Here is a 20,621-nt window from a genome sequence, read left to right on the forward strand (position 1 = left end):
TCGATAGGGTTTTGCCTATCATCCGGCCCATGGCCATCACCTTCCGCCAGCTTCGCTATTTCCTTGCCCTCGCGGAGGAGCTGCATTTCGGCCGTGCCGCCGAGCGGCTGCACATCTCGCAGCCGCCCCTGAGCGCCAGCCTCAAGCAGCTGGAGGGCGAGGTCGGCGTCGCGCTGATGGAACGCTCGAACCGGATGGTGCGGCTGACCCCCGCGGGCGCGGTCTTTGCCGAACACGCGCGCCGCATCCTCGGCCAGCTCGGCCGGGCCGAGGCAAGCGCGGTGCAGGCCGCCCGCGGCGGCGGCGGGCGGGTCGTGGTGGCCTTCGTGCCGTCGATGCTGTTTCGTCGCCTGCCGCCCCTCCTTCAGTCCTTCGCCGAGGCGCATCCGGGCGTCGACCTCGTGCTGCACGAGATGAACACCACCCGGCAGATCGAGGCGATCGGCCGGATGCAGGCCGATGTGGGCTTCATCCACGGCGTGCCGCTGCCCGAGGGCATCGCTCACCACCCGCTGGAGACGGAGCGCCTGGTCTGCTGCCTGCCGCAGGGCCACCGGCTGGCCGGCCGCAGCCGGGTACGGCTGAGCGAGCTGGCGGGAGAACGCCTGCTGGTCTTCTCGCGCGAGTTCGCCGCGCATTACCACGACCGGATCGCGGGGCTCCTGCAATCCGCGGGGCTGACGCCGGACCCGGATTTCCGGATCCAGCACTGGTTCACGGTGGTCGCGTTGGTGGGGCAGGGGATGGGCGTGTCGCTGGTGCCCCGCTCGCTGGCCGGCGCCGCCTTCGCCAACGTCGCCTATGTCGAGATCGAGGAGGAGGCGGCGGAACACGAGGTCGCCCTGATCTGGCGCGAGGAGGGCCAGAGCGCCGCCGCCCGCGCCTTCGTCCGCTTCGTGATCGCCGGCGGGTAGGGGGCGGCGCGGCCCCTGTCGGTATGGCGGTCGGTCTGGCCGTCCGTCTGGCCGCCGGTCTGCCCACAGGTCTGCCCGGTGTCGTGCCCGTTCTCGGCTCCGTCCCCGCCGCCCCGGGCGCGCTCCGCCGCGGCCTTCGCCGCCTTGTCGCCCCTGCCCCGCTGGGCACCCCATTTGATTCCCCGTCCGCCCGCGCTACCCTGCGGCGCATGACCGGCCCTCTGAGCGATCTTTTCCCCCTGCGCCGTGCGCGCGTGCACGAGGCCTTCGGCCCCGCCGCGCCGGTCTTTGCCGCCATTGCCGGCGACGGCGTGCAGGGGCCGCTTCTGTGGATCCGCGAATCGTGGCGGATCGAGCGGCTGAACCCGCAGGGCCTTGCCGCCTATCTCGACCCCGCGCGCCTGCTGATCGCGGCGACTCGCGACCAGACCGACGCCCTCGCCGTCGCCGAGGAAGCGCTGCGCGACGGGGTGATCGCCCTCGTGGTGCTGGAAACCTCGCGCCCGCTCGACCTGCGCGAGGGGCGGCGGCTGCAACTGGCGGCCCGGGCGGGGCAGGCGACGGGCCTGTGCCTGATCCCCGAGGGTCCGGCCAGCCACCGCGGCCCCGGCGGGTCGAGCATGGGCTCGAACGCTGCCGAGACCCGCTGGCGCTGCACCCCGGTGCTGGCTGCCGCCTCCGATCATGGCGCACCGGAGGACTCGACTCGCATGCGCTGGGAAATTACAAAGAACAAATCAGGAACAATTGGAGCCTGGGATGTTCGATGGGGGGCACAGACGCATCGTCTCGATGTGGTTTCCGCGCCTGGCCACTGACCGCGCGCTGCGCCTGCGTCCGCTGGACGGGGGCGGTGGTACCGTGGGCGCGGGGCAGGGGTCTGGGCCGTTGAAGGGCGCGGGGCAGGGGCCGTTGCAGGGGCAGACCCCACCTTTCGTGCTGACCCAGCGCCAGGCCAATACCGAGCGGATCCACTGCCTGAACGCCGCGGCCGAGGCGGCCGGGCTCTACCGTGGCATGACCTCGACCGACGCGCGCGCCTTCTGCCCGGGGCTGGTCAGCCGCCCGGCCGATCCGCGTGGCGACGCGCGACATCTGGCGGTGCTGGCGCGATGGGCCACGCGGTATTGCCCATGGGTCGGACTCGAGGGCGAGGACGGGCTGGTCATGGACATCACCGGTGCGGCGCACCTGGCGGGGGGCGAGGCCGCGCTGCTGGACGATCTCGGCGCGCGGATGGCACGGGCCGGGCTGACGGTGCGGCTGGGCCTGGCCGACACCCGGGGTGCGGCCTGGGCGCTGGCGCATTTCGCCGAGGGGATCGCGCCGCCGGGCGGGCAGGGCGCGGCGCTGGCCCCGCTGCCGGTGGCCGCGCTCCGGCTCGATCCCGAGGCGGTGACCGGGCTCGAACGTCTCGGCCTGCGCCGGGTGGCGGATCTGGAGGCGACGCCCCGCGCCCCCATCGCGCGGCGCTTCGGTCCCGGGGTGCTGGCCCGGCTCGACCAAGCGCTGGGACGGCAGCCCGAATCGGTGGCCCCGCTGCCCGAGCCGCCGCGCCAGGCCGTGCGGCTGACCCTGCCCGAGCCGATCGGAAGGGTCGAGGATGTGATGGCCGGCACCGGGCGCCTGCTCGAGGCGCTCTGCACCCGCCTGCTGGCGCGCGAGGTCGGCGCGCGCCGGCTGTGCCTGACGCTGCGCCGGGTCGACCGGGGCCACGCGCAGGTCGAGTTGCGCCTTGCCGCCGCGCTGCGCGATCCGGCCCGCATCCTGCCGCTTTTCCAGCGCGGGGTGGAGGAGGTCGACGCGGGCTTCGGCCTCGACCAGCTCCGCCTCGAGGCGGTGGAGGTGGAGCCGCTGCCCGCCCGCCAGCTGACGGTGCGTGCCGGCGACCCGCGTGAGGCCGCCCGGAGCTCGGCCCGTCTCGACGACCTGATCACCCGCATCGGCACCCGCATCGGGATCGAAAACATCCACCGGTTCCTGCCCGCCGACAGCCACATCCCGGAACGCGCCTTCCTCACGGTGCCCGCCGCCTGGTCGCGCCCTGGCGGGGGCTGGGCTCCGCCCCGCCCCCGCCCCGTCCTGATGTTCCCGCCCGAGCCGATCCTGGCCGAGGGCCCCCGCCCGCCCGGCCGCTTCCGCTGGCGCCGGCTGACGCTCACCACCGCGCGGGCGACGGGACCGGAACGCCTCACGCCGGAATGGTGGATGCAGGACGAGGCCTGGCACCGGGGCCTGCGTGACTATTGGCGGGTCGAGACCCGCGAAGGCCGCCGCCTGTGGCTGTTCCACACGCCCGAGGCCCCGGCCTGGTTCGTCCAGGGGGATTTCGGATGACTGCACCCCGGCTCTCTCCCGGCGGCCCCTTGCCCTTGCCCCGCGCCCCGGGGCATGCGGCGCGTCCCGCTCCACACCCCGCCACCGCCCGGTCCCCCGCGCAGCTGCCGGGCGGCCCCCATCTTCCTTTTGTGCCCTGCCTTCCTTGCGCCCTCCACCCCGTGTCCGAAGCCACCGGCACCGCCCGCCACCCCGCCTCCCGCCGTCCGGTACCGGTCGCCCGGCCCGGCTCGTCCCGTCTCCTACCCGGCGCCGCGGTCCGGCCCTCACGCCCCCCGCCGGTCTCCCCCAGTGTTCCCGGCCCCGCATGTCCACGCCTTCTCTTCTTCTGAGCGAAAATATCCCGGGGGAGGCCCGGTCGGCGCGCAGCGGCGGGCGGGACGGGGGCAGCGCCCCCTATGCCGAGCTCTGCACAACTTCCAACTTCACCTTCCTCACCGGCGCCTCCCACCCCGAGGAGCTGATCGCCCGCGCGGCCGAACTGGGGCTGAGCGCCCTCGCCATCACCGACCGCAACTCACTGGCGGGGGTGGTGCGCGCGCATTCCGCGCTGCGTGAATTGCACCGGGCGTTGAAGGAACAGTCGGTGAAGGAAAAGTCGGGGGAGCAAGAGGCGGGCAAGCAGGAGGCGGGCAAGCAGGAGGTGGCGGAACGACCCGACACCAGGGCGGGGGAGCACGAAGGCCCGGGAGAGGGGACCGGGGAAAAGGCGGGGGAGGCGGCACGGCAGGAGGCCGGCAGGCTCCGCATCCGGTCGCAGCACCGCATCGACGGCTGTTCGCGGCAGGAGGTGGGCGATCCGCAGGACGTGGCCCGCCCCGATCCGCCGCCCGACGCCGGGCTGCCGCGGCTGATCGTCGGTGCGCGGCTGGTGCTCGCCGACGATCCGGTGGACTGGCTGGCGCTACCCACTGACCGCGCCGCCTATCACCGGCTCTCAAGGCTTCTCAGCCAGGGCAAGCAGCGGGCTGCCAAGGGACAGTGCCACTTGACCCGCGCTGACCTGCTGAAGGGCTGCGCGGGCATGATCCTGATCGCCCTGCCGCCCGCCCGGCGACCAACCCGGCCACCCCGCCCCCAGTCACCCGGCCCCCACTCATCCGGGCCCCAGTCACCCGGCCCCCAGCCCGCCGCCGGACCCGGGAAAACGGCAGGAAAGACGGCTGGAAAGACGGCAGGCGGGGCAGCGGGTGGCCCCCCGCCGGGCACAGCGCGCCGCTTCGCGGAAGACGGACCGCCAGGCGGGCCGGATGACGGGCCCCGCCGCCCCTCGCCGCCGTCCCCGGGCGCCGCCCCCCGCGCGGCGCTTGGCCCAATGTCGCGGCTGGCGGCGGCGGCGGGTGTGCCCGAGGCCGTGCGTGCCTCGATCCGGGCGCTGGGGCGGCGCTACCCCGGCCATGTCTTTCTCGGTGCCGCGCCGCGCTATGATGGCTCGGATCAGGCCTGGTTCGACACCTGCGCCGCGCTGGCGCTGGAACTGAACGCCCCGATGGTCGCGGTGGGCGATGTGCTGATGCACCGCGCCCACCGCCGCCGCCTCGCCGACGTGCTGACCTGTCTGCGCGAGGGCTGCACGATCGACACGATCGGCACCCGTGCCCTGCCCAATGCCGAGCGCCGGCTGAAACCCCCGCACGAGATGGCGCATCTCTTCCGCCACCATCCCGCCGCGATCCGCCGTTCCGCGGAAATCGCCGCACGCTGCGCCTTCTCGCTGGACGAGCTCAGTTACGAATACCCCGACGAGGTCGCCGCGGGAGAGACGGCCCAGGCCCGCCTCGAACGCCTCACCCGCGAAGGCCTTGCCCGGCGCTGCCCGAAGGGCATCCCCGAGCGCTACGAGGCCATGGCGTCGAAGGAACTCTCGCTGATCGGCGAGCTGGGCTTCGCCGCCTATTTCCTGACCGTGCACGACATCGTGGGTTTTGCCCGCGCGCGCGGGATCCTCTGCCAGGGCCGGGGCTCCGCGGCGAACTCGATCCTGTGCTGGGCCCTGGGCATCACCGATGTCTCGCCCGAGCAGATCTCCATGGTCTTCGAACGCTTCGTCTCGCGCCACCGCGGCGAGCCGCCCGACATCGACGTCGATTTCGAGCATGAGCGCCGGGAGGAGGTGATCCAGCACATCTACGATGCCTACGGCCGCCACCGCGCGGGACTCTGCGCCACGGTGATCCACTTCCGCACCCGCGCCGCGATCCGCGAGGTGGGCAAGGTCATGGGCCTGTCCGAGGATGTCACGGCCAGCCTCTCGGGCCAGATCTGGGGCATCTCGGGCAAGGGCGCCGATCCCGACCGCGTGCGCGAGCTGGGCCTCGACCCGGGCGACCGGCGGCTGGCCCAGACCCTCCAGCTGATCGCCGAGATCATCGGCTTCCCACGGCACCTGAGCCAGCATGTCGGCGGCTTCGTCATCACCCGCGGGCGGCTGGATGAGCTTTGCCCAATCGAGAACGCGGCGATGGAGGGGCGCACGATCATCGAGTGGGACAAGGACGATATCGACGCGCTGGGGATCCTCAAGGTCGACGTGCTGTCGCTGGGCATGCTCACCTGCATCCGCAAGGCCTTCGGCCTGCTCGACGATCACGAGGAGATTCGCCACAGGCTCGATACCGTCCCGCAGGAGGACGGCGCGACCTATGCCATGTTGCAGCGGGCCGACGCGGTGGGGGTGTTCCAGGTCGAAAGCCGGGCGCAGATGAATTTTCTGCCGCGGATGAAGCCCGAGACCTTCTACGATCTGGTGATCGAGGTGGCGATCGTCCGCCCCGGCCCGATCCAGGGCGGCATGGTGCAGCCCTACATCCGCCGCCGTCAGGGGTTGGAAAAGGACGAACCCTTCGGCCCGGCACTGGAGGAGGTGACGCGCAAGACCCTCGGGGTGCCCCTGTTCCAGGAACAGGCGATGCAGATCGCTGTGGTCGGCGCGGGCTATTCGCCGGAAGAAGCCGACCGCCTGCGCCGCTCGCTTGCCTCGTTCCGTCGCATGGGGACGATCGGCGAGCACCGCGAGCGGTTCGTGGCGGGCATGATGGGCAACGGCTACACCCGCGAGGTGGCCGAGAGCTGTTTCTCGCAGATCGAGGGGTTCGCCGATTACGGCTTTCCCGAAAGCCACGCGGCGGCCTTCGCGATGCTGACCTACGTGTCCTCGTGGCTGAAGTGCCACCACCCGGCGATCTTCGCCTGCGCGCTGCTGAACTCCCAGCCGATGGGCTTTTATGCGCCGGCCCAGATCGTGCGCGACCTGCGCGACCACGGGCACGAGGTTCGCCCGGTCTGCGTCAACCGCAGCGCCTGGGACAACACGCTGGAACGCCGCGCCGACGGGCGGCTGGCGCTGCGGCTGGGGTTCCGCCAGGTCAAGGGGCTGAGGGAGGAGGACGCGGTCTGGATCGTCGCGGCCCGGGGCAACGGCTACCCCGATCCCGAAAGCCTGTGGCTGCGTGCCGGCACCCCGCCCCATGTTCTGGAACGGCTGGCCGAGGCCGACGCCTTCGCGGGCCAGGGCATGGCCCGGCGCGACGCGCTCTGGGCGGTGCGCGCGATCCGGGCGCCGGCGCCGCTGCCGCTGTTTGCCGACCCGCTCGACGGCGAGGGCGGGAAGGAGCCCGGCGTCGCGCTGCCCGCGATGCACCTGGGCGAGGAGGTGGTCGAGGATTACGTCGCGATGCGCCTGAGCCTGCGCGCCCACCCGATGGAGATCCTGCGCCCCACGCTGCCCGCCCCCGGGGGGGAGGCTCTCGTGTCGCACGAACGCCTCGCCACGCCCGAAGACGGCACCCCGCCGCTGGCGGGGCGGGTGACGGTGGCGGGCCTCGTCATCACCCGGCAGCGGCCGGGGACCTCCTCGGGGGTGATCTTCCTCACGCTCGAGGACGAGACGGGGGTGTCCAACATCGTGGTCTGGCCGAGGGTCTACGATCGCTTCCGCCGCGCGGTGATGGGCGGCCGCCTCCTGCGCGTCACCGGCAAGCTGGAGCGCGAGGGCCTTGTCGTCCACCTCATCGCCGAACGGATCGAGGACATCTCGGCCCGCCTGGCCGACCTCGGCCACCCGCTCGACAACGTCGTGGGGATCACCCGGCCCGAGGCCGACGATGCCCCCCGCCCGCGGATCCGCCCGGCGGTGCGCCATCCGCGCGAGCAGTCAAAGCGCCTGTTTCCCAGCCGGGATTTTCACTGAGAGGGCGGGACCGGCGGGGGCGCTGCCCCCTGCACCCCCCGGGATATTTGGACTCAGAAGAAGGGGGAGAGGGCCTTCTTCTTTCTGCTCGAAAATATCCCACGGGGGTGCGGGGGTGTGAAACCCCCGCGGATGCGACGGGTGCGGGGGTGTGAAACCCCCGCGACTTCCCGGCCGTATCGCCCTATGTTCCCCCAGGGAATGCAGCAGCACGGAGGAACGCCCATGGTCCGCAACAGTCTGAAGATCGCGGTGATCGCCGGTGACGGCATCGGCAAGGAGGTGATGCCCGAGGGGTTGCGCGTGCTCGAGGCCGTGGCGAAGCGGCACGAGATCGACCTGAGTTTCGACGAGTTTCCGTTCTCCTCCTGGGATTACTACGAGGCCCATGGCGAGATGATGCCGGAGGACTGGAAGGACCAGATCGGCGGCCATGACGCGATCTTCTTCGGCGCGGTCGGCTGGCCCGAGAAGATCCCGGATCATGTTTCGCTCTGGGGGTCGCTCCTGAAGTTCCGGCGCGAGTTCGACCAGTACATCAACCTCCGTCCCGCGCGGCTGATGCCCGGGGTGCCGTCACCGCTGGCGAATCGCAAGCCCGGCGAGATCGACATGTGGATCGTGCGGGAAAACACGGAAGGGGAATATTCCTCGATCGGCGGGCGGATGTATGGCGGCACCGACCGCGAGATCGTGATGCAGGAGACGGTGATGAGCCGTCACGGCGTCGACCGGGTGCTGCGCTATGCCTTCGAGCTTGCGCAGTCGCGGCCGCGAAGGCGCCTGACCTCGGCCACCAAGTCGAACGGCATCTCGATCACCATGCCCTATTGGGACGAGCGGGTGGAGGAGATGGCGAAATCCTATCCCGGCATCGACTGGGACAAGTACCACATCGACATCCTGACCGCGCATTTCGTGCTCAATCCCGACCGGTTCGACGTGGTGGTCGCCTCGAACCTCTTCGGCGACATCCTGTCGGACCTCGGGCCCGCGTGCACCGGGACGATCGGCATCGCGCCCTCGGGCAACATCAACCCGGAGGGCGATTTCCCCTCGCTCTTCGAGCCGGTGCATGGCTCGGCCCCCGATATCGCGGGGCTGGGGGTGGCGAACCCGGTCGGGCAGATCTGGGCCGGCGCGATGATGCTAGACCATCTTGGCCACAAGGCGGCCGCGGACGAGATCGTCACGGCGATCGAGCGGGTGCTGGCCGAGCCCGCGCTGCGCACCGGCGACCTTGGCGGCAAGGCCGGGACCGAGGCTTGCGGCAAGGCCGTGGCCGACGCGCTGGGCTAGGGCCTACTTGGTCAGGATCAGCTTGCCGGCCCGGGTGATGCGCAGGGTGTAGACCTGCTCGCCCAAGGCGATCTCGGCCAGAGGGCCGTTGCCGGTCAGGCTCAGCGCGTCATGGCGGGGCAGGGCGGCGCGGTCCGCGGACGCAGGCGGTGTGGCGCGGGTCGCGTCGAGGTGCAGGCGGGACGGGAAACGGGGGTCGGCGGTCATCGGTGGCTCCGTTCGGTGGGGATCGGGCTGCCGGAAGGCCGGTCTGGCTGGATCGCTATAGTCGAGTATTTTACTCAACATTCGATGCCATGCAATGATTTTCCGCTCCGCCGGTCGGTGACGGGTCGGAAAGGGGGGGGGCGTCAGCGCCCCCCGTCAGGGCCCGGTGGCGCCCTCAGCGCGGCCTCGATCGCCTTGTCCACCTGGGCGGGGTCGTCCAGCGCGCGGGCCAACAGCAGGCAGAGCCGGGCAAGGACCTGCTCGGGCGGCTCGGGTGCGGCGCGGTCGATGGCGCGGGCAAGGGCTTCGTAGACGGATTCGGTCTGGTCGGGGGTCATCGCGTCTCCTCCCGGAAGGTCAGGGCGTGCATCGCGGCGGCGACGCCCGCCGCCGTGGCGTGGCGCCAGCGGGCACCGATGTGCAGGTCGGGGCGGACGAGGTAGGCCGAGGCCGCACCGGTGGCGAGCCGCGCATGGATCCGCGGATCGTCGTCGAGGCGCACCACCGCGGGTGCCCCGGGCTGGGCCGCGACCTCTTCCGCCAGCGCGGCATCGAAACAGACCAGCGTGAAATCGGGTGGCAGGCGGTCCGAGAGGAAATCGCCGCCGAGGGACAGGTCGATCATCGCGGCCCCCGGCGCGGGGCCGGCGGCAAAGCCCGGATCGTCGGCCAGCACGGCGGGGCTGTCCGCATAGGTGAAGGGCGTCATCTGGCGTGGGTTGGCAAGGGCGCCGGCCCAGCCCTCGGTCAGCGCGAGGCCGAGGGCCGCATCGCGCATCACCTGCCAGCCACGGGTCGGTGGCGTCATGAAACGTGCGCTTTTCGAGGCGTTGGCGAAGACGTCGAGCGTGGCGCCGCGGCGTTCGGGGGTGTAGCTGTCGATCAGGCCGGGGCCGGCGCGGTCGGTCAGCAGGCGGCCCAGCTTCCAGCCGATGTTATGCGCATCGGCGAGGCCGTTGTTCAGCCCGCGCACCCCGAAGATCGGCACGATATGGGCGCTGTCGCCGATGAAGACCACGCGGCCGTGGCGATATTCGTCAAGCGCGAGGGTATTGGCCGAATAGACGCTCCACCATTCAAGCTCCCATGGGGCGTCGTGGCCGATCTCGGCCAGGACCGAGGCCACGCTGGCGCGCACGACGTCTTCGCGGATCGCCTCCTCTGCGTCCTCGTCCTCGCCCAGCTGGTAGTCGATGCGCCAGATGTCGTCGGGCTGGCGGTGGATCAGCACGGTGCCGCCGGGGCGGCAGGCCGGGTCGAAGAGGGCGCGGCGGATGGTCGGGTAATCATGCGCCATCTTGACGTCGGCGATGACGTAGCGGCCCTCGTAATTCTCGCCCTGTAGCCGCAGCCCGAGCGCGCGGCGCACCGCGCTGCGGGCGCCGTCGGCCGCCAGCACCCAGTCGGCGGGCAGGGTATAGCTGCCCTCGGGGTCGGCGATGTCGAGGGCGACACCATCTTCCGCGGGAACCAGGCCGGTCACGGCGCTTTGCCAGCGGATGTCGACCAGCGGCTCGTTCCGGATCGCCTCCCACAGGAATTGCTCGATATACTGCTGTTCAAGGTTGTACATCGGGCGGAAGCGCTCATCCGGGCCGTCCGGCATCTCGAATTCCAGGATCTGCTGCCCGCGGTAGAAGCTGCGCCCGGTGGTCCAGCCCAGGGCCTTGGCTTCGAACGGCGCGACGGCGCCGAGGCTTTGCAGGATGTGAAAGCTCTGTCGTGCGACGCAGATCGCCCGGCTGCCATCGTTGAACGTGCCCCGCGCCTCGAGCAGAACCGAGCGGACCCCGTGCCGCGCCAGCGTCAGCGCGGCCAGCATCCCCACCGGTCCCGCACCGACGATCGCCACCGGTGTCCTTTCGGAAAGCGTGTGGCGCGCCGCGCCCCGGGGCGGATCGAACGCGGGATATGTGAAATAGAGCGAGTCCGTCTCTGCCCGTCCGGCCGGTCTCATCTGTGCCTCCCCTCTCTCGTGCCGGTCCTGTTTACCGTGGTGGGCGGGGCGCGTATGTCCTCTTTCGGGGAGGACAGGATGAGCGAGCCGATCTACCGCAGGATCGACGAGAGCCTTGCCGCCATGGGGGGCGAGGGTTTCGCGCGTGCCTTCCTCGACCTGGCCGAACGGTCGGGGGCGCGGCAGGTGATGATCTTCGACGTCACGCCCGACCGCGCCCTGTGCCTGATGTCGCGCAATTATTCCGCGGGCCGGATGGGGGAGGCGCTGGCGCGGCGCTACCTCGACGGCTGGTTCCGCGAGGATCCGCTGCTGCCCGAGCTGATGGCGCTGCCCGAGGGGGCGCTGGCGCTGCGCCGCGTCGATGGGGCCGCGCTTGAGGCCTCGCCCGATTACCGCGCGCTGTTCTTCGCGCGGCCGGGCCTTGGCGGGAAACTTGCGCTGCTGGCGGCTGGGCGCCGGCGGCGACTGATCGTCAATTTCTACCACGGCGCGGGCGAGGCCGGGGCGATCGACGAGGGTCTGGCGCAATTGGCGGGCCGGCTGGCGCTGATGCATTTCGACGGGCAGGGGGCGGGCGAGGCGCCCGTGCCACCCGCGCTGGCCGCGCTCAGCGGGCGCGAGCGGGAGACCTGCCTCGGCATCCTGTCCGGCAAGAAGGCCGAGACCATCGCGGGGGAGATCGGCGTGCGGGCCAGCACCGTCGCCACCTACCGCAAGCGCGCCTACGACAAGCTGGGGATCGCCTCGCGCGCCGCCCTCTTCGCGATCTGCCGGCAGGGCTGAGGCGGGCCCCAGCCCCTTGCCTTCCGGAAGGGGTGCGCTACAACAGGCGAACATCCGGGCGCCCACCGCGTCCGCGTAAGCGTTAACGTCACTCAACGCACAGAAACGGGCCCTGTTGCCCGGCCCTGTGCGTTTGTCCTTGTCGGACGCGGGGCCGGGCCATCGCGAAAAGGACAAAGATGACTTCGCAAGCACCGCTTCCCACCATCGACCGCATCCGCCACGACCTCGTGCGCCGCAGCCTCACCGTCACTGCGCGCGAGCAGATATCGCCCGCCATGCTGCGGCTGACCTTCGGCGGCGAGGCGCTTGCAGGCTTCGCCTCCGCCGCCTTCGACGACCACTTCAAGCTGATCGTGCCCGATGGCGCGGGCGGCGAGGCGCGGCGCGACTACACCCCGCGCGCCTTCGATCCCGGGACCAACAGGCTCACCGTCGATTTCGCCCTGCATGGCGGGGCGGAAGGCGCGGGCCCCGCCACCCGATGGGCGCAGGCCGCGCAGGTGGGCGATCCCGTCGAGATCGGCGGACCACGCGGGTCGCAAAGGATCGGCGGACCGATCGCCGAATGGCTGCTGATCGGCGACGAGACCGCGCTGCCCGCCATCGGCCGTTTCGCCGAGGAGGCCGCAGACGCCGACATGCGCGCCAGCATCCGTACCCTCGTTGCCGTGCCCGAGGCGGTGGACGAACAGCCGCTGCCCGGTGTCGCCGCCCGCTGGCTGCATCGGGCCGACCCGACCGACCCGTCGCCCCTGATCGCCGCGCTGGCCGAGGAGCGTCTTGCCCCCGCCACCTTCGTCTGGATCGCCGCCGAGGGCGGTGTCGCCCGGGCGCTGCGCCGTCACCTGGTCGAGGACAGGGGCCACCCGCTGCAATGGCTCAAGGCCTCGGGCTACTGGATCAGGGGCGAGGCCGACGCCAGCGTGAAGTCGATCGCGGACTGATCCTGGCCGGGGGTGGCCCGGGGTGAGCAGGGGGGGGCAAGCGGTGGCCGTTGATCTGCCCCCCGCCTTCCGCCAGCATGGCGCCATGACCGACCGCCCCGCCTCTTCCCCTCCGTCCGACAGCCACGGCCCCGAGGCGCTGACCCTGCGCCAGTTCCGTTACTTCCTGCAGGTGGCCGAGACCGGATCGGTCTCGCGCGCCGCGGGCGAGGTGGGGATCTCGCAATCCGCGATCACCGCCGCGATTCAGGCGCTGGAGGAGGAGCTTGGGTCCAAGCTTTTCCTGCGCCACCAGAAGGGGATGCGGCTGACCTCGGAAGGTCACCGCATGCTGCGGCACGCGCGCTTCATCCTCGGCGCGGTGGCCGATGCCCGTGCCGCCGTGCGCGAGCGGCCGGAAGAGATCGAGGGCACGCTGAACATCGGTGTCACCCGGCTGGTCGCAGGCTATTACCTCGCCGACGTGCTGTCGCGGTTCCAGCACATCTTCCGCAAGGTGCGGATCCGCGTGGTCGAGGATGAGCGCAGCTATCTTGAACACCTGCTGGTGGGCGGCGAGCTGGACATCGGCCTGATGATCGTCTCGAACCTTGCCGACCGGCAGGCATTGCAGAGCGAGATCCTGCAACGCTCGACGTGGCGGGTATGGCTGCCCGCGCAGCATCCGCTGCTGGCGCGGTCGGTGCTGGAGTTCGACGAGTTCCGAGAGCGCCCTTTCGTCATGTTGGCGACGGATGAGTTGGCCGATACCGCCGCACGGCTGACGTCCGAGGGCACCTTTCGCCCGCCGATCGTGATGAAGACCAATTCGGTCGAGGCGGTGCGCAGCTTCGTCGGCAACGGCCTGGGCCTCGCGCTGTTGCCCGACCTCGCCTATCGGCCCTGGTCGCTGGAGGGCGACCGGGTCGAGGCGCGGCATGTGGCGGGCGCGCTGCCCACGGTCGACATCGGCCTTGCGTGGCGGCGGGGGGCGCCGCCGAACCCGGTGATGGAGCAGTTCATCGAGCTTTGCCGCGACTATTCCCAGGGCCGGGGGGAGCGCCTGGCCTACTGACATGGCGATCTGAAAAACAGAAACCTGACTGCATTATTTCTGATTTTCCTTTTATGGAACCGCTCCCTAGGCTGCCCGAAGGAATGTATCGGAGGGACTGCATGCTGATCGACGGCAAGATGACGGCGGGTGAGGGCACGGCGATGACCGTGCTGGACCCGGCCACGGGCGAAACGATCCGCACCCTTGCCGAGGCCAGCGCCGCGCAGGTCGAGGCCGCGGTCGCCGCCGCAGACCGGGCCTTTGCCGGCTGGGCTGCGCTGACCCCCGGCGACCGGGCGGGGTACCTGTTGAAGCTTGCCGACCGGATCGAGGCCGAGGGCGAGGCCTTCGCCGCGCTGGAAAGCCGCAATTGCGGCAAGCCTCTGGCCTGCGCGCGCGATGACGAGATCCCGGCGATCGTCGATTGCTTCCGCTATTTCGCGGGCGCCGCGCGGGTGCTGCACGGCAGCGCGGCGGGGGAATACCTTGCGGGCCACACCAGCATGATCCGCCGCGATCCGCTGGGCGTGGTGGGGTCGATCGCGCCGTGGAACTATCCGCTGATGATGCTGGCGTGGAAGATCTGCCCGGCGCTGGCCGCAGGCAACACGGTGGTGCTGAAGCCCTCGGAGCAGACCCCGCTGACGGCGCTGAAATTCGCCGAGATCGCGGCCGAGGTGCTGCCGGCCGGCGTCTTCAACCTCGTGCTGGGTTATGGCGACAGCGTGGGCGCGGGCGTGGTGGCCCACCCCAAGGTGCGCATGGTGTCGCTCACCGGCGACATCGCGACCGGGCGCAAGGTGCTTGAGACCGCGGCGCGGACCATCAAGCGCACGCATCTGGAGCTTGGCGGCAAGGCGCCGGTGATCGTGTTCGACGACGCCGATCTGGAGGCCGTGGTCGAAGGCATCCGCGCCTTCGGCTTCTACAACGCGGGCCAGGATTGCACCGCTGCCTGCCGGATCTACGCGGGGCCCAAGATCTACGACAAGCTGGTGGCCGAGCTGACCTCGGCCGTCGCCTCGATCAAATACGGCACGCAGCAGGAAGAGGGGGTGGAGATCGGCCCCCTGATCTCGGAGCGGCAGCGCGGGCGGGTGGCAAGCTTCGTCGAGCGCGCCCGGGCGCAGGGCCATATCGAGGTGACGACCGGCGGGCGCGTGGTCGACGGCCCGGGCTTCTTCTACGAACCCACGGTGATCGCGGGGGCACTGCAAACGGACGAGATCGTCCAGCGCGAGGTGTTCGGCCCCGTCGTCTCCGTCACCCGGTTTGCCGAGCCGGAGCAGGCGATCGCCTGGGCCAATGACAGTGAATACGGGCTGGCCAGCTCGGTCTGGAGCGGGAACATCGGGCTTGCGATGAATGCGGCGTCGCGGCTTCAATACGGCTGTACCTGGATCAACACCCATTTCATGCTGGTGAACGAGATGCCCCACGGCGGCATGAAATCCTCGGGCTACGGCAAGGACATGTCGATGCATGCGCTCGAGGATTACACCGTCGCGCGGCACGTGATGATCCGGCATTGAGGGACGCGATGAAGATGACGGCACAGGGCGCGGGGATCGGGATCGACGATGAGGCCACGGGGGCGGCCGAAGGGGTCCTCCTCTCGATCCGCGGCCTGTCGAAGGGCTTCAAGGGCATGCAGGCGGTCAAGGACCTCGACCTCGACATCAGGCGGGGGGAGTTCTTCACCATGCTGGGGCCGTCGGGATCGGGCAAGACCACCACGCTGCGCCTGATCGCCGGGTTCGAACGCCCCGATGCGGGCACCATCACGCTGGACGGTCAGGACCTGTCGCGCCGCGCCCCGTTCGAGCGTGACGTGAACACCGTGTTCCAGGACTACGCCCTCTTCCCGCACATGTCGGTGGCCGAGAACATCGCCTACGGCCTGAAGGCCAAGAAATTGCCGAAAGACGAGGTTGCCACCCGCGTGGCCGAGGCCTTGCGCATGGTGCAGCTTGGGGCGCAGGGGGAGCGCCGCCCCGACCAGCTGTCGGGCGGGCAGCGCCAGCGCGTGGGCCTTGCCCGCGCCATCGTAAACCGCCCGCGGCTTCTTCTGCTCGACGAGCCCCTGGGTGCGCTGGATCTGAAGCTGCGGCAGGACATGCAGATGGAGCTCAAGCAGATCCAGGAGAGCCTGGGCATCACCTTCCTCTATGTCACCCACGACCAGGAGGAGGCGCTGTCGATGTCTGACCGCGTTGCCGTCTTCAACGATGGCCGAATTGAACAGGTCGCCGCCCCCGCCGATCTTTACGAGCGCCCGGAGACCGAATTCGTCGCTGGCTTCGTCGGCACGTCCTCGATCCTGGACCGGGGAGAGCGGCGGTGGGTTCTGCGGCCCGAGAAACTGCATCTGTCGCATTCCTCCGGCACCTTCACGGGCGAGGGATGGCATTCCGAGAGCGGCGTTCTGGCCGAGTCCGTCTATGCCGGGATCTTCACCCGCCACATCATCCGCCTCGACCGCGGCGAGACGGTGGTTGCGGTGGAACAGAACCGCCGCCGCTACATCGCCAACGCGCGCCGGGGCGCGCAGGTCTGGGTCGGCTGGCACGACGGCGAAGCTTATGCCTTGAAACGATAATCAACAGGGAGCTTGCAGATGAAGACCTACGGAATGCGCGCGGCGATGGTGGCCGCGCTAAGCCTGTCCATGGCCCTGCCGGCCGTGGCCGCACCGGTCAAGCCGAACTACCCAAAGGCGATCGGCAAGGGCGAGGGCGAGCTGAACATCGTGGCCTGGGAAGGCTATGCCCAGGACGATTGGATCAAGCCGTTCGAGAAGGAGAGCGGTTGCCACGTGAACCGCAAGTATGCCGGTTCCTCGGACGAAATGGTTGCGCTGATGCGCTCGGGCGGGGGCGGGCAGTACGACCTCGTCTCGGCCTCGGGCGATGCGACGCTGCGGTTGATCTACGGCGGCGACGTGCAGCCGCTGGACGTGAAGCTGATCCCCGCGTGGAAGGACTTCCTGCCGAACCTGCAATCCCCACCCTACAACACGCTGAAGGGCTTGCATTACGGCCTGTCCTACGAATGGGGCCCGAACGTCCTTATGTGGAACGCCGACAAGATCAAGGAGGCGCCCACCTCATGGTCGGCGATCTACGACAAGACATATGCGGGCAAGATCACCGTGCCCGACAACCCGATCCAGATCGCCGATGCCGCGCTCTACCTGATGAAGACGAAACCGGCGCTGGGGATCACGAACCCCTATGAGCTGACGCAGAAGCAGCTGGATGCGGCGGTCGTGCTGCTGAAGGAGCAGCGCCCGCTGATCAAGAAGTACTGGGCACTGGCCTCGGATGAGATCGAGCTGTTCAAGAACGGCGACGCGGTGATCGGCGCGGCCTGGCCCTACCAGACCAACGCGTTGAAGGCCGACAAGGTGAACGTCATGGACACCGTGCCGTCCGAGGGCGCCACCGGCTGGGCGGACAGCTGGATGCTGTCGGCGAAATCCAAGCACGTGATGTGCGCCTACAAGTTCCTGAACTACGTCTCCTCGCCCAAGGTGCAGGCGCAGCAGGCGATCTATTTCGGCGAGACGCCGGCCAACCCCAAGGCCTGTTCCGAGATGGACAAGATCGAGGCCGGGTCGTGCGAGAAATACCACCTGAACGCGCCCGCCAGCTATTACAAGCAGATCCACTTCTGGCAGACGCCGCTGCCGACCTGCACCAACGGCAAGCGTGACTGCACCAGCTACGGCGACTGGCAGAAGGCCTGGCAACGGGTGAAGGGCTGACATGGCGCACGCGGTGAGCGGAACGGGGCGCGCGGGGCGGCTTGGCTCGCTCCTGTGGCGCAGGCCGGGGCTTTCGCTGGCGGGGCTGGTGCTGCCGCCGGTGGCCTGGATGGGCCTGATCTACATCGCGGCGCTGGCGGTCCTGTTCATCGCGGCCTTCTGGTCGGTCGACGACTTCACGGGCGAGATCGTGCGCAACTGGACGTTTGCGAACTTTCAGGAGGTCGCGACCTCGCCCATCTATCAGAAGATCGCGCTGCGCACCGTGGCGATGGCCGCGCTGGTCACGCTGACCGATGCGATCCTCGCCTTCCCTATGGCCTATTTCATGGCCCGCATCGCCGGGCCCCGGTTGCGGCTGGCGCTGATCACCGCCGTGGTGCTGCCGCTGTGGTCGAGCTACCTTGCCCGGGTCTACGCTTGGCGGCTGATCCTGGCCCATGACGGGGTGCTGAACTGGGCACTGCGCGGGCTGGGCCTGCCGGGGGCCGAGATCGGCTATACCAACACCGCGATGTGGATCGTCTTCTCCTACATCTGGCTGCCGTTCATGATCATGCCGGTCTATGCCGCGCTGGAACGCATTCCCGCGAATTATTTCGAGGCCTCGCAGGATCTGGGCGGCCGGGGAATGCGCACCTTTCTGAAGGTCGTGCTGCCCCTGTCGATGCCGGGGCTGGTGGCCGGGTCGATCTTTACCTTTTCGCTGACGCTGGGGGATTACATCACCCCGGTGCTGGTCGGCGGGCCGGGGTCGGATTTCATCGGCAACGTGGTCTACGCGAACGTGGGCGTGGCCAACAACATCCCCTTCGCCGCGGCCTATGCGACGGTGCCGCTGGTGCTGATGGCCGTTTACCTGTGGCTTGCGCGCCGGGTCGGCGCCTTCGACGTGATGTGAGGGCAGCATGGAGCGCCGTTCCACCCGCGTGATGCTGGCGATCTGGACCGTTCTGGTCCTGGTCTTCCTGTTCGGTCCGATCCTTCTGATCGCGGTCTATGCCTTCAACGCCTCGAATGTGCAGGGCTGGCCGATCCACGGCTTCAGCCTGCAATGGTTCCCGAAAACCTGGGCCAATGCCGAGGTGCGCGCGGCGCTGTGGCTGTCGATCCGCGCCGGTCTGGTGGCCACGACGATCGCCGTGGCCCTGGGCACCTGCGCGGCCTTCGCCGTCCACCGTGGCCGCTGGCGCGGGCGCGAGACGCTGTCCTTTGCGGTCGTGCTGCCGATCGCCCTGCCGGGGATCATCACCGGGATGGCGCTGAATTCCTTCTTCGTGTTCTGGCATCTGCCGCTGAGCTATTGGACCATCGTCATCGGCCACGCGACCTTTTGCATCGTCATCGTCTACAACAACGTGCTGGCGCGGCTGCGCCGGGTGCCCGGGTCGCTGGCCGAGGCCTCGATGGACATTGGTGCGGGCCCCTGGATGACCTTTCGCCGGGTGACCTTCCCCGCGATCTCAACCGCGCTGGTGGCGGGCGCGCTGCTGGCCTTCGCGTTGTCGTTCGACGAGGTGATCGTGACGACCTTCACGGCCGGGGCGCAGAACACGCTGCCGCTCTGGATCTTTGGCGCGATCCGGCTGGGGCAGGAGCTGCCTGAGGTCAATGTGATCGTGCTGGCGATCCTCGTCGTCACGGCGGTGCCGGTGTGGTTCGCCTACCGGGTGACGCAGGACAGGTGAGGGGCCGTCCCCGGATCCCGGATTTGCGACTGAAGCCGGGGTTTCACACCCCTGGACTCGCGACTGAAGCCGGGGGTTTCACACCCCCGGACCCCCGTGGGATATTTCCGCTCAGAAGAAGGGCGGGGGTGGGCGGCGGCCGGGAGATGGTCGGGCGGCGGGTCAGACCGGGCGCTTGTCGCCCTGGATCTCGCCGGTGGTGAGAACGGGAGCGGCGTCGATCGCGGCGGCGTCGAGCATGGAGGCCACCCGTTCCAGCGACGAGATCAGCTGTGCCTGTTCCCAATCCTCGAGCGCCTCGAAGGCGCGGACGTAGCGCTGTTGCAGCGGGTCGGGGGCGTTTTCCAATGTGGCGTGACCTTCGGCGGTGATCGTCACGTTGGTCTGGCGCCCGTCGGTGACCGAGCGCGCGCGTTCGACCATGCCGCGGGCGACGAGGCGGTCGACCATCGTCGTGATCGTCGCCTGGCTGACGCCCATCTGCGTCGCCAGCGCCTTCGGCGTGGTGGAGCGCCGTTCGTCCACGATCTGCAGGATGCGCAGCTGCGCCGGCGTCAGCCGGGCGGCATGCGCGAGGTCGCGCGCGTAGAACTCGGTCGCGCGCAGGATGCGGCGCAACGCGATAAGGCTCTGGTCGATGCGGCTGAGCTTCTGGTCGGTCATCGGCAAAGTATCGCACAGCGGCGGAATCACGTTCAACATTCAATCTCCTTTCCGGTATGCTTTGCTTAAACGAAGCATGTCGACCCGGCTTCAGTATGATTTTGTTTGTCTTTGCAAAGCATATTTGCCTTAAAACCTATATTTTCAACGCAAGGAATCTAATACTGGCGAAGGGGTTGATCTGTCAGCTGTGCCAAACTATTTAGATAGGCCTAAGCGAAACGAGGACCTGACAGATGCCCAAAGACCTTTCCGATCCCCGCATGGACGAAACCCGCGCCCCGGTGCTGCGGTTGCGCAAGCCGGAGACGACGGACGGGGCCGAGATCTGGGAACTGATCAAGCGGTGCAAGCCGCTCGACGAGAACTCGATGTACTGCAACCTCGTGCAGGCCGACCATTTCCGCGATACCTGCGTGGTGGCGGAGCTGGACGGCGATATCGTCGGCTGGATCTCGGGTCACATGATCCCCTCGAAGGAAGAGATCTTCGTCTGGCAGGTGGCCGTCGGCCCCCGGGCGCGCGGTCTCGGCCTTGGCAAGAAGATGCTTCTCGAGCTGATCGAGCGCGACGCCTGCGACGGTGCCACGCATCTCAAGACCACGATCACCGAGGACAACGACGCCTCGTGGGGGCTCTTCAAGAGCTTCGCGCGCGAGGTCGGCGGCGCGCTTGACGACACGCCGCATTTCGAAAGCGACGAGCACTTCAACGGCGCGCACGACACCGAGCACATGGTGACGATCACGCTGCCGGAAGGTGCCGAAGGCGCTTCCGACAAGGCGCAAGAGGCGCCCATGCTGGAGAGCGCGGCCTGATCGGCCGCGAGCAC

Annotated in this window: 18 protein-coding genes; 14 read left to right on the plus strand and 4 right to left on the minus strand. The window is 69.4% G+C overall.

The window, feature by feature from the left end; genetic code table 11:
• Positions 1 to 29: 29 nt before the first annotated feature.
• The 5 genes from CVV76_RS20660 to CVV76_RS20685 all read left to right on the plus strand — a co-directional run bounded on the left by CVV76_RS20660 (position 30) and on the right by CVV76_RS20685 (position 8,739).
• Complete coding sequence (locus CVV76_RS20660) at positions 30 to 914, plus strand: LysR family transcriptional regulator (RefSeq protein WP_102226583.1); 885 nt, start codon at positions 30 to 32, stop codon at positions 912 to 914.
• A gap of 209 nt (positions 915 to 1,123) precedes the next feature.
• Positions 1,124 to 1,732, plus strand: coding sequence for an ImuA family protein (locus CVV76_RS20665; RefSeq protein ID WP_102226584.1), 609 nt, complete (start codon positions 1,124 to 1,126; stop codon positions 1,730 to 1,732).
• On the plus strand, positions 1,674 to 3,251 hold the full coding sequence (locus CVV76_RS20670; RefSeq protein ID WP_102226585.1) for a Y-family DNA polymerase: 1,578 nt from the start codon (positions 1,674 to 1,676) through the stop codon (positions 3,249 to 3,251). The genes CVV76_RS20665 and CVV76_RS20670 overlap by 59 nt, the downstream gene beginning before the upstream one ends.
• A gap of 307 nt (positions 3,252 to 3,558) precedes the next feature.
• A complete protein-coding gene (locus CVV76_RS20680; protein WP_146010340.1) occupies positions 3,559 to 7,440 on the plus strand; it encodes an error-prone DNA polymerase in 3,882 nt (1,293 codons plus the stop codon).
• Between the two features lie 225 nt (positions 7,441 to 7,665).
• A complete protein-coding gene (locus CVV76_RS20685; RefSeq protein ID WP_102226586.1) occupies positions 7,666 to 8,739 on the plus strand; it encodes a tartrate dehydrogenase in 1,074 nt (357 codons plus the stop codon).
• Between the two features lie 3 nt (positions 8,740 to 8,742).
• On the opposite strand, the gene hemP is transcribed toward CVV76_RS20685, so the two are convergent.
• The 3 genes from hemP to CVV76_RS20700 all read right to left on the minus strand — a co-directional run bounded on the left by hemP (position 8,743) and on the right by CVV76_RS20700 (position 10,903).
• Positions 8,743 to 8,946: a hemin uptake protein HemP gene (hemP, locus tag CVV76_RS20690; RefSeq protein WP_102226587.1), complete on the minus strand. Its 204-nt coding sequence runs from the start codon at positions 8,944 to 8,946 to the stop codon at positions 8,743 to 8,745.
• Between the two features lie 143 nt (positions 8,947 to 9,089).
• Positions 9,090 to 9,284, minus strand: a complete 195-nt coding sequence (locus CVV76_RS20695; RefSeq protein WP_102226588.1) for a DUF2783 domain-containing protein — start codon at positions 9,282 to 9,284, stop codon at positions 9,090 to 9,092.
• A complete protein-coding gene (locus tag CVV76_RS20700) occupies positions 9,281 to 10,903 on the minus strand; it encodes an FAD-dependent monooxygenase (RefSeq protein WP_102226589.1) in 1,623 nt (540 codons plus the stop codon). The genes CVV76_RS20695 and CVV76_RS20700 overlap by 4 nt, the downstream gene beginning before the upstream one ends.
• Positions 10,904 to 10,981: 78 nt before the next feature.
• Between CVV76_RS20700 and CVV76_RS20705 the strand changes: the two genes are divergently transcribed.
• The 8 genes from CVV76_RS20705 (at position 10,982) to CVV76_RS20740 (ending at position 19,126) form a co-directional block, all read left to right on the plus strand.
• A complete protein-coding gene (locus CVV76_RS20705) occupies positions 10,982 to 11,689 on the plus strand; it encodes a response regulator transcription factor (protein ID WP_158243209.1) in 708 nt (235 codons plus the stop codon).
• A 179-nt stretch (positions 11,690 to 11,868) separates the two neighbouring features.
• The gene (locus CVV76_RS20710) at positions 11,869 to 12,636 is read left to right on the plus strand and encodes a siderophore-interacting protein (protein ID WP_102226591.1); all 768 of its coding nucleotides are present in this window, start codon (positions 11,869 to 11,871) and stop codon (positions 12,634 to 12,636) included.
• An 85-nt stretch (positions 12,637 to 12,721) separates the two neighbouring features.
• Positions 12,722 to 13,690 (plus strand): LysR family transcriptional regulator, encoded by a 969-nt coding sequence (locus CVV76_RS20715; RefSeq protein ID WP_102226614.1) that lies wholly within the window; start codon positions 12,722 to 12,724, stop codon positions 13,688 to 13,690.
• 101 nt (positions 13,691 to 13,791) lie between these two features.
• Positions 13,792 to 15,204, plus strand: a complete 1,413-nt coding sequence (locus CVV76_RS20720) for a gamma-aminobutyraldehyde dehydrogenase (RefSeq protein WP_102226592.1) — start codon at positions 13,792 to 13,794, stop codon at positions 15,202 to 15,204.
• A gap of 8 nt (positions 15,205 to 15,212) precedes the next feature.
• Entirely contained in the window at positions 15,213 to 16,271 is a 1,059-nt protein-coding gene (locus CVV76_RS20725; protein WP_199178664.1) for an ABC transporter ATP-binding protein, read from the plus strand.
• A gap of 18 nt (positions 16,272 to 16,289) precedes the next feature.
• On the plus strand, positions 16,290 to 17,438 hold the full coding sequence (locus tag CVV76_RS20730) for an ABC transporter substrate-binding protein (RefSeq protein ID WP_102226593.1): 1,149 nt from the start codon (positions 16,290 to 16,292) through the stop codon (positions 17,436 to 17,438).
• A gap of 1 nt (position 17,439) precedes the next feature.
• Complete coding sequence (locus CVV76_RS20735; protein ID WP_102226594.1) at positions 17,440 to 18,339, plus strand: ABC transporter permease; 900 nt, start codon at positions 17,440 to 17,442, stop codon at positions 18,337 to 18,339.
• Positions 18,340 to 18,346: 7 nt separating this feature from the next.
• Complete coding sequence (locus CVV76_RS20740; protein ID WP_102226595.1) at positions 18,347 to 19,126, plus strand: ABC transporter permease; 780 nt, start codon at positions 18,347 to 18,349, stop codon at positions 19,124 to 19,126.
• Between the two features lie 162 nt (positions 19,127 to 19,288).
• Here CVV76_RS20740 and CVV76_RS20745 read toward each other — a convergent pair whose 3' ends face one another.
• Positions 19,289 to 19,828 (minus strand): MarR family winged helix-turn-helix transcriptional regulator, encoded by a 540-nt coding sequence (locus tag CVV76_RS20745; RefSeq protein WP_233193062.1) that lies wholly within the window; start codon positions 19,826 to 19,828, stop codon positions 19,289 to 19,291.
• A 197-nt stretch (positions 19,829 to 20,025) separates the two neighbouring features.
• On the opposite strand from CVV76_RS20745, the gene ectA reads away from it, so the two are divergent.
• A complete protein-coding gene (gene ectA / locus CVV76_RS20750; RefSeq protein WP_102226596.1) occupies positions 20,026 to 20,607 on the plus strand; it encodes a diaminobutyrate acetyltransferase in 582 nt (193 codons plus the stop codon).
• The last annotated feature ends 14 nt before the right edge of the window (positions 20,608 to 20,621 follow it).

Origin of the sequence: Acidimangrovimonas sediminis, assembly GCF_002871005.1 — a bacterium.
Taxonomy (GTDB): domain Bacteria; phylum Pseudomonadota; class Alphaproteobacteria; order Rhodobacterales; family Rhodobacteraceae; genus Acidimangrovimonas; species Acidimangrovimonas sediminis.